9 protein-coding genes are annotated in these 14,491 nt (G+C 44.7%); 4 read left to right on the forward strand and 5 right to left on the reverse strand.

Translation table 11 applies throughout. From position 1 onward, the window contains the following. Window positions 1-134 precede the first annotated feature (134 nt). Window positions 135-2,831, reverse strand: a complete 2,697-nt coding sequence (locus J1C91_RS07355; protein WP_185761334.1) for a cation-translocating P-type ATPase — start codon at window positions 2,829-2,831, stop codon at window positions 135-137. A 285-nt stretch (window positions 2,832-3,116) separates the two neighbouring features. Next, a complete protein-coding gene (locus J1C91_RS07360; protein WP_185761335.1) occupies window positions 3,117-3,503 on the reverse strand; it encodes a DUF1934 domain-containing protein in 387 nt (128 codons plus the stop codon). Between the two features lie 115 nt (window positions 3,504-3,618). Here J1C91_RS07360 and J1C91_RS07365 point away from each other — a divergent pair, with 115 nt between their 5' ends. The 4 genes from J1C91_RS07365 to J1C91_RS07380 are packed head-to-tail and all read left to right on the forward strand — an operon-like array spanning window position 3,619 to window position 8,195. Then, entirely contained in the window at window positions 3,619-4,920 is a 1,302-nt protein-coding gene (locus J1C91_RS07365; protein ID WP_002915501.1) for an HD domain-containing protein, read from the forward strand. A 1-nt stretch (window position 4,921) separates the two neighbouring features. Continuing rightward, entirely contained in the window at window positions 4,922-5,731 is an 810-nt protein-coding gene (gene yidA, locus J1C91_RS07370) for a sugar-phosphatase (RefSeq protein WP_125439038.1), read from the forward strand. After that, entirely contained in the window at window positions 5,731-6,945 is a 1,215-nt protein-coding gene (locus tag J1C91_RS07375; protein WP_185761336.1) for an aminoacyltransferase, read from the forward strand. Before yidA ends, J1C91_RS07375 begins: the two co-directional genes overlap by 1 nt. Before the next feature lie 14 nt (window positions 6,946-6,959). Then, window positions 6,960-8,195 carry an aminoacyltransferase gene (locus J1C91_RS07380; RefSeq protein ID WP_002900649.1) on the forward strand — a complete coding sequence of 412 codons (1,236 nt, stop codon included), beginning with the start codon at window positions 6,960-6,962 and terminating at the stop codon, window positions 8,193-8,195. A 32-nt stretch (window positions 8,196-8,227) separates the two neighbouring features. On the opposite strand, the gene J1C91_RS07385 is transcribed toward J1C91_RS07380, so the two are convergent. The 3 genes from J1C91_RS07385 to rfbD all read right to left on the reverse strand — a co-directional run bounded on the left by J1C91_RS07385 (window position 8,228) and on the right by rfbD (window position 14,366). Then, window positions 8,228-12,409, reverse strand: a complete 4,182-nt coding sequence (locus J1C91_RS07385; RefSeq protein WP_185761337.1) for a GBS Bsp-like repeat-containing protein — start codon at window positions 12,407-12,409, stop codon at window positions 8,228-8,230. A 64-nt stretch (window positions 12,410-12,473) separates the two neighbouring features. Further along, on the reverse strand, window positions 12,474-13,232 hold the full coding sequence (gene tpiA, locus J1C91_RS07390; RefSeq protein ID WP_002900651.1) for a triose-phosphate isomerase: 759 nt from the start codon (window positions 13,230-13,232) through the stop codon (window positions 12,474-12,476). A 279-nt stretch (window positions 13,233-13,511) separates the two neighbouring features. Then, complete coding sequence (gene rfbD / locus J1C91_RS07395) at window positions 13,512-14,366, reverse strand: dTDP-4-dehydrorhamnose reductase (protein WP_002910090.1); 855 nt, start codon at window positions 14,364-14,366, stop codon at window positions 13,512-13,514. Window positions 14,367-14,491 lie beyond the last annotated feature (125 nt).

Raw genomic sequence — 14,491 nt, forward strand, 5'->3', positions numbered from 1 at the left:
TTCTCAGCTCATCTGAGAGCTGTTTTTTGCTGTCCAACTGCACATAGACTTCTAATAAACAGGAACGAAAATTGGAAAAAGCAATGAAATCTTGGTTACTATAAAAAAAGCCATCCGTAGATGACTTTTTGCTGTTAAATAGCATTTTTGTCCATACCTAATTTACGTTGGATGAACTTAACAATTTCAACAATGACAATCATGGCAAAGCTACCAATCAGAACAACTGTCCATTGTGACAAGTCCAGTTTGGTCACATGGAAAATCTTTTCCAGTGGATCAATTACAATAGTTGAAATCAATAGGATGAAAGAAACCAGAATAGACCAGTTAAAGGTCTTAGACTTGAATGGTCCAACTGTAAAGATAGACTGGTAAACAGATTTCACATTATAAGCATGGAAGAGCTGGATGAGTCCAAGAGTTGCAAAGGCCATTGTCAGAGCGTCCGCATGGATAGCCTTGATATCACCGACATGGACGGGATTAGAGATAGCATAACCATAAACCGCCAGAACCAAAGCTCCCTGCAGGACACCCTGATAGATGATAGAGCTCATCACTCCACCTGAGAAGAAGCTAGACTTACGGCCACGAGGCTTATGACTCATGACACCTGGCTCAGCAAGTTCAACCCCCAGAGCAATGGCAGGGAAGGTATCCGTTACTAGGTTAATCCAAAGCAGATGAACCGGCTGCAGCACATCCCAACCAAAGAGGGTTGCCAAGAAAATAGTCAGCACCTCAGCTGTATTAGCCGAAAGGAGATACTGGATAGTCTTTTGAATATTAGAGAAAACCTTTCGTCCTTCTTCCACGGCTACAATGATGGTCGCAAAGTTATCATCTGCCAGAATCATGTCAGAGGCACCCTTAGATACTTCTGTACCTGTAATGCCCATACCGATACCGATATCGGCTGTCTTCAAAGCTGGTGCGTCATTGACACCATCACCTGTCATGGCTACAACCTTACCTTGGTTTTGCCACGCTTTGACAATTCGTACCTTATGCTCAGGCGAAACTCGGGCATAGACAGAGTATTGGCCAACAACCATTTCGAATTCTGCATCAGAAAGCTCATTGAGCTCTGCACCAGTCAGGACATGGTCTTCAGTATCTCCTTCTTCGATGATACCCAAGCGCTTGGCGATAGCTTCTGCTGTATCCTGATGGTCACCGGTAATCATAATCGGACGAATACCAGCTTCCTTGGCTACGCGAACAGCTTCTGCTGCTTCTGCACGTTCTGGGTCAATCATACCGATTAAACCAGTAAAGATTAAATTATTTTCTAGATTTTCAGATGTCAAGTCAGTCGGAACTGCATCAATAATCTTGTAGGCACCAGCCAGCACGCGCAGAGCTTGGTGAGCCATCTCTGAGTTGTTAGACTTAATCAGCTGTGAAGTAGCATCATCAATCGCTGCAACATCTCCATCCTTATCACGGGCAACACAGCGTTTCAAGAGTTGATCTGGTGCTCCCTTGACTGCCATAAGGAATTTCCCATCTGGCAATGGATGGACAGTAGACATGAGCTTACGGTCTGAATCAAAGGGCAGCTCAGCTACACGAGGATATTTCTCTAAAAAGGCCTTCACATCGTAGCCCTTGTCCAAAGCATACTGGATAAAGGCTGTTTCTGTTGGGTCACCAATTAGCTTACCTTCTTGGTCAATCTTGGTATCATTGGCTAAGACAACCGAACGTAAGAGAGGCAGCTCCAAGCCAAGTTCAATATCTTGTCCAGCTTCATTCAGGACTCCGTCATAAAAGACTTTTTCGACCGTCATCTTATTCATAGTCAGGGTACCAGTCTTATCTGAAGCGATAATCTCAGTTGATCCCAAAGTCTCAACAGCTGGAAGCTTACGGACAATTGAATTCCGCTTAGCCAGAACCTGAGTTCCCAAAGCCAGCACGATAGTAACGATAGCAGGCAGACCTTCTGGAATAGCCGCAACCGCGAGAGCTACTGAGGTCATCAATTCACCCAGTGGATTTTTCCCTTGAATGAAGACACCGACTACAAAAGTCACTGCAGCAATCACCAAGATAGCATAGGTCAGAACCTTAGACAGACTATTAAGATTTTGCTTGAGCGGTGTGTCCGTTTCATCCGCATCCTGCAACATACCTGCTATATGGCCGACTTCCGTATACATCCCTGTATTAACAACCAATCCAACCCCACGACCATAGGTCACATTTGAGTTTTGGAAGGCCATATTCACACGGTCGCCAATACCAGCATCTGCAGCTACCTCAACAGTCAAGTCTTTCTCAACCGGTACAGACTCACCTGTCAGAGCTGCTTCTTCGATTTTCAGTGAATTAGCTTCCAAAAGCCGCATATCTGCTGGAACAACGTCACCGGCTTCCAATCTAACGATATCACCAGGCACCAAGTCCTTAGAATCTACTTCTGTGACATGGCCATCACGCAGGACACGCGCAGCAGGGCTGGACATGGATTTGAGAGCCGCAATCGCTTCTTCAGCCTTGCCTTCCTGATAGACACCAAAGATGGCATTGATGATTACGACCGCTAAGATGATCAAAGCATCTGCGATGTCTTCACCACCTGATGTGACAACAGACAAGACAGCCGCTACCAACAAGATGATAATCATCAAATCCTTGAACTGCTCCAAAAACTTCACTATGAGAGATTTTTTCTCCCCTTCATCCAGTTCATTACGGCCATAATCAGCTAGACGCTTGGCTGCTTCTTGACTGGACAAACCTTGCTCTGAAGCGTCCAAAGTTTTGAAAATTTCCCCAGGACTCTGGGTGTAAAAAGCTTGGCGCTTTTGTTCTTTTGACAATGTATTCCTCCTCTTGGTCTCTTTTATTTCTGAAGTTTTCTGACCACTAGGACTCATCATCTCGAGCCACATCAGTCATACCCAAAAAGTCAGAAACAAAAAAGAGACCTGTTTATTAACAAGTCTCGCTATTTCATACAAGGCCGGAAATTTCTTTCGTATTGACGACCTTGTAACGGTTATTCCGTTAGCTACTCCCTTGAGTTAGAAACTATTATACCAAATTTTCAAGCTTTTGCAAGAGGAAACATTATGATTTTCAAGAGTTTTCTCGGAGAATAGCAGCTAACCCCAGCTAATTTCCATCTCATAGCTGGCAAAAATTTGCTCTCCATCAACAGTTTTCAGCTGATAATGAAGTTGCAGGACTTGATTAGTAAAATCAACCTTATAGAAAGGAGTATCGGTCACAAACTGCTGCACGCCCACAGGTGTATGGATGCCAACCAGCGCCTGCCCTTGACTGATGAAGCGCATGATGGACTTAGGCTCAGAAAAGCGGGTCATAACCAGCTCTTTATCGTGAAATTTCAGAACTACTTTCTCCCCTTCCTCATTCTTGTATAGCAGATAGTGATAGTCTCCTTTTTGCGTCCAATCCGCATCGTAGACCTGATCGATTAGCTCGGTATGCCCGTTCAGCTGGATGTGATTTTTTATTCTAATTTGCATCTTCATCTCGTTTCTGTTTTTCTTTCCCTATTCTATCAAAAAAAGAACAAAATTGCTCTTCTTTCAGTTGCAGCTTTGATTTTTTTCCTACTATGATTTGTGGTATAATGGTAACATGATTGAAAAAGTATTTCGGGACCCGGTTCATAATTATGTTCATGTGGACCATCAGGTTATTTATGATTTAATCAATACTAAAGAATTTCAACGGCTGCGCCGCATCAAACAGCTGGGTACCTCCGGCTATACTTTCCACGGCGGGGAGCACAGCCGTTTTTCGCATTGTCTGGGAGCTTACGAGATTGCTCGGCGCATCACCAAGATTTTCAATGAAAAATACCAAGCCAACTGGGACAGCCATGAAAGTCTGCTGACCATGACAGCTGCTCTCCTGCATGACTTGGGGCACGGAGCTTATTCACACACCTTCGAGCGCCTCTTTGATACTAATCACGAGGACATAACGCGGCAAATCATCACCAGTCCTGAAACAGAGATTCATCAGGTACTGGTGCAGGTTTCACCAGATTTCCCAGAAAAGGTAGCTAGCGTCATCAACCATACTTATCCCAATAAGCAGGTGGTCCAGCTGATTTCCAGCCAAATCGATGTGGACCGGATGGATTATCTCTTGCGAGATTCCTTTTTTACTGGCGCTTCCTATGGGCAATTTGACTTAACCAGAATTTTACGAGTGATTTGTCCTGTAGAAAACGGCATCGCCTTCAAGCGCAATGGCATGCATGCGGTGGAGGACTATGTAGTCAGCCGCTACCAGATGTACATGCAAGTCTATTTCCACCCAGCTAGCCGTGCTATGGAAGTTCTGCTGCAAAATCTGCTCAAGCGGGCCAAGTTCCTCTATCCGGCTCAGAAGGATTATTTTGCGCTATCATCGCCCAATCTCATTCCATTCTTTGAAAACAGAGTGACCCTGCAGGATTATCTGGCCTTGGATGATGGTGTTATGAATACCTATTTCCAAGTTTGGATGACTAGTCCGGACAAGATTTTATCTGACTTAGCTCAGCGTTTTATCAACCGCAAGGTCTTTAAGTCTATCGTCTTCTCTCAGGAAAACGAAGCGCATTTGGATATCATGCGAGACTTAGTTGGACAGGTTGGTTTTGACCCTGATTACTATACTGCTATCCATCGTAACTTCGATTTGCCTTACGATTTCTACCGGCCTGATGTTGAAAAACCTCGGACCCAGATTGAGATCCTGCAAAAAGATGGCAGCTTAGCAGAACTATCTAGCCTATCACCTATCGTCCATTCGCTAGCTGGGACCAGACAGGGCGATAATCGTTTCTACTTCCCCAAGGAAATGCTGGCAGAGACCGGACTTTTCAGCGAAAAAAACCAAACCTTTATGCACTATATCAAAAACGACCAATTTACCTACGGAGAATAATATGTCTATCAAATTAGTTGCCGTTGATATTGACGGTACCCTTTTAAATAACCAAAAAGAAATCACTCCTGAAGTCTTCAGCGCTGTTCAGGATGCCAAGGCTGCTGGCGTTAAAATCGTCATTGCAACCGGCCGTCCTATTGCGGGTGTTCAAAAGCTTCTCAAGGAGCTAGAGCTTAATCAGCCAGATAACTATGTCGTTACTTTCAACGGCGGACTGGTGCAGGATACTGTTACAGGTCAAGAATTAATCAAAGAAACACTGACCTATGACGACTATCTGGATATCGAACTGCTTGGGCGAAAATTAGGTGTCCACATGCATGCCATCACCAAGGACGGCATTTATACAGCCAATCGCAACATCGGCAAGTACACTGTTTACGAGTCCAATCTGGTCAGCATGCCTATCTTCTACCGCACACCTGAAGAAATGGCCAATAAAGAAATCGTTAAGTGCATGTATATTGATGAACCGGAAATTCTGGATGCGGCCATTGCTAAGCTGCCACCGGAATTAACCGAAAAATATACACTGGTTAAGTCAGCTCCTTTCTATCTGGAAATTGTCAAAAAAACTGTCAATAAAGGGGCTGCTATCCTTCATCTGGCTGAAAAGCTTGGCTTGAGCAAGGAGCAGACTATGGCTATTGGTGACGAAGAAAACGACCGCGCCATGCTGGAAGCCGTTGGCTCTCCTGTTGTCATGGAAAATGGCAAGGAAGAACTCAAGAAAATCGCCAAATATATCACCAAATCGAACGACGAATCCGGCGTAGCACACGCCATTAGAGAGTGGGTTTTAAAATAATGTTTAGCTACAAAATTGGAATTTCAGCTCAGGAACACGATGATTTTGTCACGGCTCATCCGCAGGCCAATCTTCTGCAGAGCTCAGCCTGGGCTCAGATTAAGGATAACTGGGCCAATGAGCGCTTGGGCTTCTATAAAGATGACCGCTTGGTTGCTGCAGCCAGTGTCCTGATTAAACCACTTCCCTTGGGGATGACTATGCTTTATATCCCGCGCGGTCCCATCATGGACTATAGTGACAAGGAGATGCTAACCTTTGTTTTGGCATCACTCAAGAAATTTGCCAAGGAGAAAAAAGCGCTCTTTGTCAAGTTTGACCCCAGCCTCTTTCTGACAGAAAGCAAGATGGGTGCTGAATTGCAAGACAATACCGAGACTGTTGAGCTGATTCAAGATCTGCAGCGAGCAGGAGCTGTCTGGGTCGGACGGACTGAGTCTCTGGACGAAACCATCCAACCTCGCTTGCAGGCCAATATTCATAAAGAAGACTTCAGCGAGGATCTGCTTTCTAAGAGTACTCGTCAAGCCATTCGTACAGCCCGTAACAAAGGCATTCAAATCCAATTTGGCGGAGCAGAATTACTGGATGACTTTTCAGACTTGATGAAAAAGACAGAAAACAGAAAAAACATCCACCTGCGTGGAAAAGACTATTACCAAAAACTCTTGGACACTTATCCTGAGCACTCCTACATCACCTTGTCTAATATTGATCTAAAGGCACGATTGGAAGACTTGCAGGCTCAGCTGACCAAGACACTTAAAGAAGCAGAGAAATTTACCGAGAAAACCAAGCCTGGCAAGATTGAGAATAACCAGCAAGAACAGAAACGCCTCCAGGAAGAGATTGACTTCCTACAGGACAAAATCAGCCAAGGTGCTACTGTCGTTCCCCTGTCTGGCACACTGGTCTTGGAATACGGCAAAACCTCTGAAAATATCTATGCCGGAATGGACGAGGAGTACCGTCGTTACCAGCCTGCCATCATCACTTGGTACGAAACGGCCAAACATGCTTTTGAGCGCGGAGCGGATTGGCAAAATATGGGCGGAATCGAAAACGACCTCAAGGGTGGTCTCTATAGCTTTAAATCCAAGTTCAATCCGACCATTGAGGAATTCGCTGGTGAGTTTAACCTGCCAACTAATCCCCTCTACCACCTCTCTAATCTGGCCTACACTCTCAGAAAGAAACTGCGCAGCAAGCATTAAAAGAAAGGAAGCCTATGACCTTTAAACTTCTCAACCAAGAAGAATTCATCCAGCATACCTCAGCTAGCTCCCAACGCTCTTTTATGCAGACCGTAGAAATGGCAGAGCTGCTGAGCAAGCGGGGCTTCAGTACCCAGTATGTCGGCTACACTGACCCGCAGGGACAGGTCGTGGTGTCAGCTGTCCTCTATAGTATGCCTATGACTGGCGGCCTTCATATGGAAATCAACTGCGGTCCTGTCTCTACTGATGCTCAATACCTGACTCCTTTCTATCAAGCTTTGCAAGCCTATGCTAAAAAAGAAGGTGCCCTAGAGCTCATCATCAAGCCCTATGAGACTTATCAGGCCTTTGACAGCAATGGCCAGCCCACATCTGATGAAAAAGTCGAGCTTATCCAGCAACTGACTGATTTGGGCTTTGACTTTGACGGCTTACAGACAGGCTATCCAGGCGGGGAGCCTGATTGGCATTATGTCAAAGATTTAGCTGGTCTGACGGAGAAAGACCTACTCAAATCCTTCAGTAAAAATGGAAAGGCGACCGTCAAAAAGGCGAATACCTTTGGCATCAAGCTAAAAAGGCTAGAACGTGACCAACTCAGCGTTTTCAAAGACATCACAGCTTCTACTTCTGACCGGCGAGAGTACGATGACAAGCCACTAGACTACTATCAAGATTTTTATGATAGCTTTGGTCAGCAGGCGGACTTTATGACAGCCAGTCTCAATTTTCAGGACTACCTTCAGAACTTACAAAAAGACCAAGAGAAACTGGGCCAGAAAATCCAGAAACTGCAGGTTGACTTGGAAAACAATCCTCAATCTGAAAAGAAGCAAAATCAGCTGCGAGAGCTTTCTAGTCAGTTTGACAGCTTTGAAACCCGCAAAGTAGAGGCCCAAGATCTGATTGACAAGTACGGCGACCAAGACCAAGTCCTGGCTGCCAGCCTCTTTATCTATACCCCCCAGGAAGCAACCTATCTCTTCAGCGGCTCCTATCCTGAGTTTAATAAATTCTACGCCCCAGCCCTGCTGCAGGAATACGTTATGACCGAAAGCATCAAGAGAGGCATTCCATTTTATAATTTCCTCGGCATTATGGGAATTTTCGACGGTTCTGACGGTGTTCTGCGCTTCAAACAGAACTTCAACGGCTTCATCGTCCGAAAAATGGGAACTTTCCGTTATTATCCTAACCCACTCAAGTTTAAGCTGCTTCGGCTCATAAAAAAAATTCTAAGACGTTAAAAAACCAAGGAAAACCTTGGTTTTTTGTATGTTTATCTATAACGAGGTGTCGCAAAACCACGGATATTTCCATGACCGATGCGGTAAGTATTGCGTTTAACTACGTTATTGCTGTTGCCTTCAATCGTGTGAATGATGCCATTTTCAACTTTTTCGACAATACCGATATGATCAGCCCAGCCATCGTTTTGCTGGGTATCTTTGTCCCAGTTAAAGGTGATGATATCGCCTGCGCTAGGAGTCGAATTACCATCTTCATTCCAGATACCTAGTCTTTGGAAAATATGAATATGGCGCTCTACACCGCACTCACGGCCGATAAGATCGCTCAAGCCTTCTCTTTGGAAAATAACCGTCGTGAAAATGTCGCACCAGTCATCTGTGTTTTTTACAGCGTAGCCAACTGGCAGCGGTCTGACACTGTTATAATCGTTGACCAAGCGCTGATGCTCAGCACTACCTCCCCTGACACCTACCATAGCAGCTGCCGCCGCAAGAACACGGTCTCGCTGACTAGCTGCCTGAGGACGGTTTACAGAGATAGAGGTCTTTTCTCCACCAGCTCCCTGCAGCTGATTTTGATTATTTAAGTAATACAAGTGAACATTGTATTCGCCTGCATTATTCTTATGGTCACGCGCATATACATGCTTACGATAAGTGCCATCAGCCTGACGATCCGCTGTGTACCATTGGATATCATCTTGACCATTCGCTTCTGACCAAGTCGGCAGGTAAACTGTCTTGAGACCTTCTGGTGCCACAATACCTGATACTACAATGTCAAACTCTCCAGTATCGTTATTCTTATTTTGAATACTGATTTTACCCTGCGGCTTACTGATAGAAACATTGGTCTTGATGCCACCTGCTCCTACCAGCCTGCCATCATTTTGCACATAGTAGAGATGTACATTATATTCGCCCTGAACGTTGTTATGGTCGCTCGCACGAACTCGCTTACGATAGGTACCATCCGGCTGACGTTCTGCGTTGTACCACTTGATATCATCCTGACCGTTGGCCTCTGACCAAGTTGGCAAGGAAACTCCTTTCAGACCGCCTGGCGATACGATATCTGAAACCACAATATCAAAATCGCCAGTTTCGCTGTTGCGATTTTGGATACTGATTTTGCCCTGTGGTTTAACTGCTGACACATTGGTTGTAGTACCGCCAACACCGACTAACTGCCCGTCGTTACGGACATAGTAAAGATGGATATGATACTTACCAACTGAGTCTTTATGTTTACTAGATTCAACAGTAACTTTATAGGTACCATTAGCCTGTTGAGTAGCCGTATACCAGATAATATCGTCTTGACCGTTAGCATCAGACCAAACCGGAACACTGACAGCAGACACTTCATAAGGGGCAGAAACGTTCGAAATCACAACATCAAAACTGCCGTTGACATTATTCTTATTTTGAATACTGATGTTGCCCTTTGGCTTACCTAGAGAAACATTAGTCTTTATGCCACCAGCACCAACCAGCTTGCCATCATTTTGCACATAGTAGAGATGAATATTGTACTCGCCCTCAACATTTTTGTGATCACTCGCACGAACTCGCTTACGATAGGTACCATCCGGCTGACGTTCTGCATTGTACCACTTAATATCATCTTGACCGTTGGCCTCTGACCAAGTTGGTAGGGAAACATTCTTGAGACCGCCTGGCGATACGATATCTGAAACCACAATATCAAAATCGCCAGTTTCGCTGTTGCGATTCTGAATACTGATTTTACCTTGAACTTTTGGTTTTTCTATAGAAATAGTCGTTTTAGTGCCATTTACACCTACCAAGCTGCCATCATTTTGCACATAGTAGAGATGCACATTGTACTCACCCTCAACATTTTTGTGATCGCTCAGACGGACACGCTTACGATAGGTGCCATCAGCTTGACGCTCAGCGTTGTACCACTTGATATCATCTTGGCCGTTAGCCTCAGACCAAGTTGGCAGGGAAACTTCCTTCAGACCGCCCGGAGATGAAATACCTGAAACCACAATATCAAAATCGCCGGTTTCTTTATTTCGATTTTGAATACTGATGGTGCCCTTAGGTTTTCCAAGAGAAACGGTCGTTTTAGTGCCGTTTACACCAACCAAGCGGCCGTCATTTTGAACATAGTAGAGATGCACATTGTACTCGCCCTGCACATTATTGTGATCGCTTATACGTACTCGCTTACGATAGGTGCCGTCAGCCTGACGTTCCGCGTTGTACCACTTGATATCATCCTGACCGTTGGCCTCTGACCAAGTTGGCAGAGAGACAGTCTTAAGACCACCTGGGGATGAGATACCTGAAACCACAATATCGAAATCACCAGTTTCGCTGTTGCGATTCTGAATGCTGATTTTGCCCTGTGGCTTGATGACAGATACATTAGTCGTAGTACCGCCGACACCGACTAATTGACCGTCGTTGCGGACATAGTAGAGATGGACGTTGTACTCGCCCTGCACATTATTGTGGTCGCTTATACGTACTCGCTTACGATAGGTGCCGTCCGGCTGACGTTCCGCGTTGTACCACTTGATATCATCCTGACCGTTGGCCTCTGACCAAGTTGGCAGAGAGACAGTCTTAAGACCACCTGGGGATGAGATACCTGAAACTACAATATCGAAATCTCCAGTTTCGCTGTTGCGATTCTGAATGCTGATTTTGCCCTGTGGCTTGATGACAGATACATTGGTTGTAGTACCACCAACACCGACTAATTGACCGTCGTTGCGGACATAGTAGAGATGGACATTGTACTTGCCAACTGAATCCTTATGTCTGCTAGAATCAACAGAAACTTTATAAGTACCATTGGCCTGCTGAGTGGCTGTGTACCAGATAATATCGTCTTGACCATTAGCTTCAGACCACACTGGAACACTAACGACAGACACTCCATAAGGAGCAGAAACGTTCGAAATCACAACATCAAAGCTGCCGTTGACATTATTCTTATTCTGAATACTGATGTTACCCTTCAAAGGCTGCTTAGCAAGAGCGGACTGCTGGGTAAATCTCCCAGTGTAATCAACGCTATGATCAAATACATGCTTACCAGCTAACAGCTGAGCCTGGGCTGTAAACTGCCATGCTCCAGCGCCACTATTGTATTTGAGAGATTTAGCTCCATCAAGATTTAAATTAGAGGACGGATACTGGGCCACCCAGAAGTTGCTATATCCAAATTGCGACGTATTAACCGGTCCCTTGCTGCGAAGATTATTTTGATCCAGCCAGCTGGCACTGGTATAGTACATCAGGTTTGAATAACCCAGTCTGCGCATCTCATCCGCCCAAGCCTGGGTATGCTGGTTAATCCCATTTTGCATTTTAGGATCTTCCATGTCATTGACCATGACTGTGTTTTTAGGCAGGCCTAGTCTATTAGCAAAGGCAACGTAATAACGAGCTTCTGCTCTCGCTTCTTCATCACTGGTATAGTGCGAGAAGGCATAGGTCGATACTTGTAAACCAGCTCCCTGCGCATTTCTCACCTGAGACTCAGCAAATGGATTAGTGTAATGGGTTCCTTCTGTCAGTTTGACAACGACACCTCCAACCCCTTGCTGGGCTAATTTACGATAGTCGTCTACGCTGATATGGCCATTGTGGCTGCTGACATCTACAAAGGAAGTACCTTTAATCTCTGCTTGGGAATTCCCGCGGGCTGCCTGAGCCTTTGACCCCGCATTATAAAATACAGTTTTTCCAGCACTACTAGCTTTTGGTGCTGATGCTACTGCAGGACTAGCCTTGGGCTCTGAGGCAATAGCAGAATCTGCAACAGAAGAACTTTCTTTTGCTGACTGATCAGCTGCAGTTTCATTCTGATTAGAAGCATTTGCATCTGGCTGACTTTGCCCTTCTGGCTTAGCAGAAGCTACCTGAGTTTCTACAGGAACTGATTGAGCTGCTCCTCCAGACTCAATAGCTGTTCCTGTAGCGTTCGTTGCTTCCTCCTCTTGCTTAACAGCTTGAACTGACTGTTCTGCAGATGATACTGCTACAGTCAGCTGATTAGACGTTTGTGATGCGGCCGCATTCACTGTCTGATTCTCGGAACTAACAGACCTTTCTGTTTTTAAAACTCCTGACTCAGCGACAGTATGTTCCTCGGCTTTTGCAACATTGGCAGTCGCTGCCAACAAAATAGCCGTACTCGCTAAATAAACTAATTCTTTCGATTTCAACTTTTCTCTCCAACTTTTAAAAAACTTGTCACCTTTGGGAGGACAAGTCTTTTTTCAACATTTTTTATTTTACAAAATCAAGCAATGCCAAGAAGCTTTCAGCTTCAAGTGATGCACCACCAACAAGAGCACCGTCAACATCTGGACAAGCCATGTAAGACGCGACATTTTCAGGTTTTACAGAACCGCCGTACTGAACACGAACCTTGTCTGCTACTTCTTGACCAAAGTCAGCTGCGACAACATCACGAACTGCTTTACACATCTTTTGAGCGTCGTCTTGAGTTGCTGACTTACCAGTACCGATAGCCCAGATTGGCTCATAAGCGATAACCAATGATGCAACTTGCTCAGCTGTCAAGTCTTTCAAAGCAGCTGATACTTGAGCACCAACGAAATCTACAGCTTTACCAGCTTCGTAAGTTTCAAGCGACTCACCACAGCAGATGATTGGCACCAAACCATTACGGAAGATAGCGTGCGCTTTTTTATTGATGTCTTGGTCTGTTTCATGGAAATAATCGCGGCGTTCTGAGTGACCGATAACAATGTAGTCAACTCCAACTTCTGCAAGAACTTTAGGGCTGTTTTCACCAGTGAAAGCACCTGCATCTTCAAAGTAAGCATTTTGCGCTGCAACCTTAAGATTGCTTCCTTTAGCTGCTGCCAAAACAGTTGTCAAATCAAGTGCTGGAGCAGCGATACCAGCTTCTACTAAATCTGAAGAAGGTAGCTTAGCAGCAACCGCTTCTACAAAAGCCTTTGCTTCTTCAGGATTTTTGTTCATTTTCCAGTTACCAGCAATAAATGGTTTACGTGACATATTCACACACCTCTTCTATTTTATTTATAGTAACATTGTAACATAGTTGAATGAAATAATAAAGGTTATCCACAGAATTTCATCAAATTGAAACATCTTTATTTTAAGGGGATAACATCTGTGGAAAATTCTTCTCATTATCATTTCCCACCCGCATCTTCAAGCCAAATCTTTCTCCAGCAGAGCACGCGCATGAAAATCGTTTCTTTAGTCTGCTAGAAAAAAAACAGAACCTAGTTTGAAACTAAGTTCTGTCGCTATTATTAACGTCAAAGAAAATCACTGTTTCTTCTCTTGCTTGTAAAACTCTTTTAAGGCATCCTGCCAAGTCGGAATGATAAAGCCTGTAGCCTTGGCCTTGGTCAGGCTCATAGTTGAGTTGAAAGGCCGCTTAGCCTTGGCCGGGAATTTGCTGGAATCAACCGGCTGGACTTCCACATCTGTATCTTTGAGAATTTCCACTGCAAAGTCATACCATGTCGTGTCCTCAGCCGCATCATTAGACAGATGGTAGTAACCAAATTCCTTTTGGTTTTCAGTCAGATGAGTCATAAATTCAGCCAGAGTACGAGTCCATGTCGGACGGCCATGCTGGTCATTGACTACAGTCAGAGTTTTGTGCGTCTTAGCAAGATTTTGCATGGTAAAGACAAAGTTTTTACCGTAGTTACCAAAGACCCAAGCAGTACGGATAATATAGAAACGGCTGGAATATTTCTCAACTAGCTCCTCGCCCATGCGCTTGGTACGGCCATACTCAGTCTGTGGGTCTGGTCGGTCATCTACTTCCCACTCCTCTCCGACAGGCTTTTGTCCATCAAAGACATAGTCTGTTGAGATGTAGACCAAGGTCGCTCCGTGTGCTTCTGCAGCTTTTGCCACATTTTCTGTCCCAGTCACATTGATGGCATAGTCTAGCTCTTTTCCTTCGTCCTCAGCAGCATCAACTGCGGTATAGGCTGCGCAGTGATAGACCAAGCTTGGCTTGACTTCCGCAAAGACCTTGTCCACCATTTGGGCATTGGTAATGTCCATTTCCGCCACATCAACAGCCACATACTCCTCATTGCGCTCATCCAAAAGATAGCGAAGCTCTGTACCCAGCTGTCCATTCGCACCTGTAATTAAAATCATTTGTCTTTCCTTTCACATCATAAACATTTAATGAGTTTATTATAACAAAAAAAGCAGAAAAAATCTGCTTGGTCGAATCATACCTCTAATCATTTTTAGGAAAAAAATCTCATACTTTTTACACT

Source organism: Streptococcus sanguinis (assembly GCF_050222175.1).
GTDB lineage: Bacteria > Bacillota > Bacilli > Lactobacillales > Streptococcaceae > Streptococcus > Streptococcus sanguinis_M.

Coding starts and splice junctions, on each gene's coding strand:
- J1C91_RS07365 (WP_002915501.1), top strand. CDS start 3,619: ATGATTGAAAAAGTATTTCGGGACCCGGTTCATAATTATGTTCATGTG.
- yidA (WP_125439038.1), top strand. CDS start 4,922: ATGTCTATCAAATTAGTTGCCGTTGATATTGACGGTACCCTTTTAAAT.
- J1C91_RS07380 (WP_002900649.1), top strand. CDS start 6,960: ATGACCTTTAAACTTCTCAACCAAGAAGAATTCATCCAGCATACCTCA.
- tpiA (WP_002900651.1), bottom strand. CDS start 13,232: ATGTCACGTAAACCATTTATTGCTGGTAACTGGAAAATGAACAAAAAT.
- J1C91_RS07360 (WP_185761335.1), bottom strand. CDS start 3,503: ATGCAAATTAGAATAAAAAATCACATCCAGCTGAACGGGCATACCGAG.
- rfbD (WP_002910090.1), bottom strand. CDS start 14,366: ATGATTTTAATTACAGGTGCGAATGGACAGCTGGGTACAGAGCTTCGC.
- J1C91_RS07375 (WP_185761336.1), top strand. CDS start 5,731: ATGTTTAGCTACAAAATTGGAATTTCAGCTCAGGAACACGATGATTTT.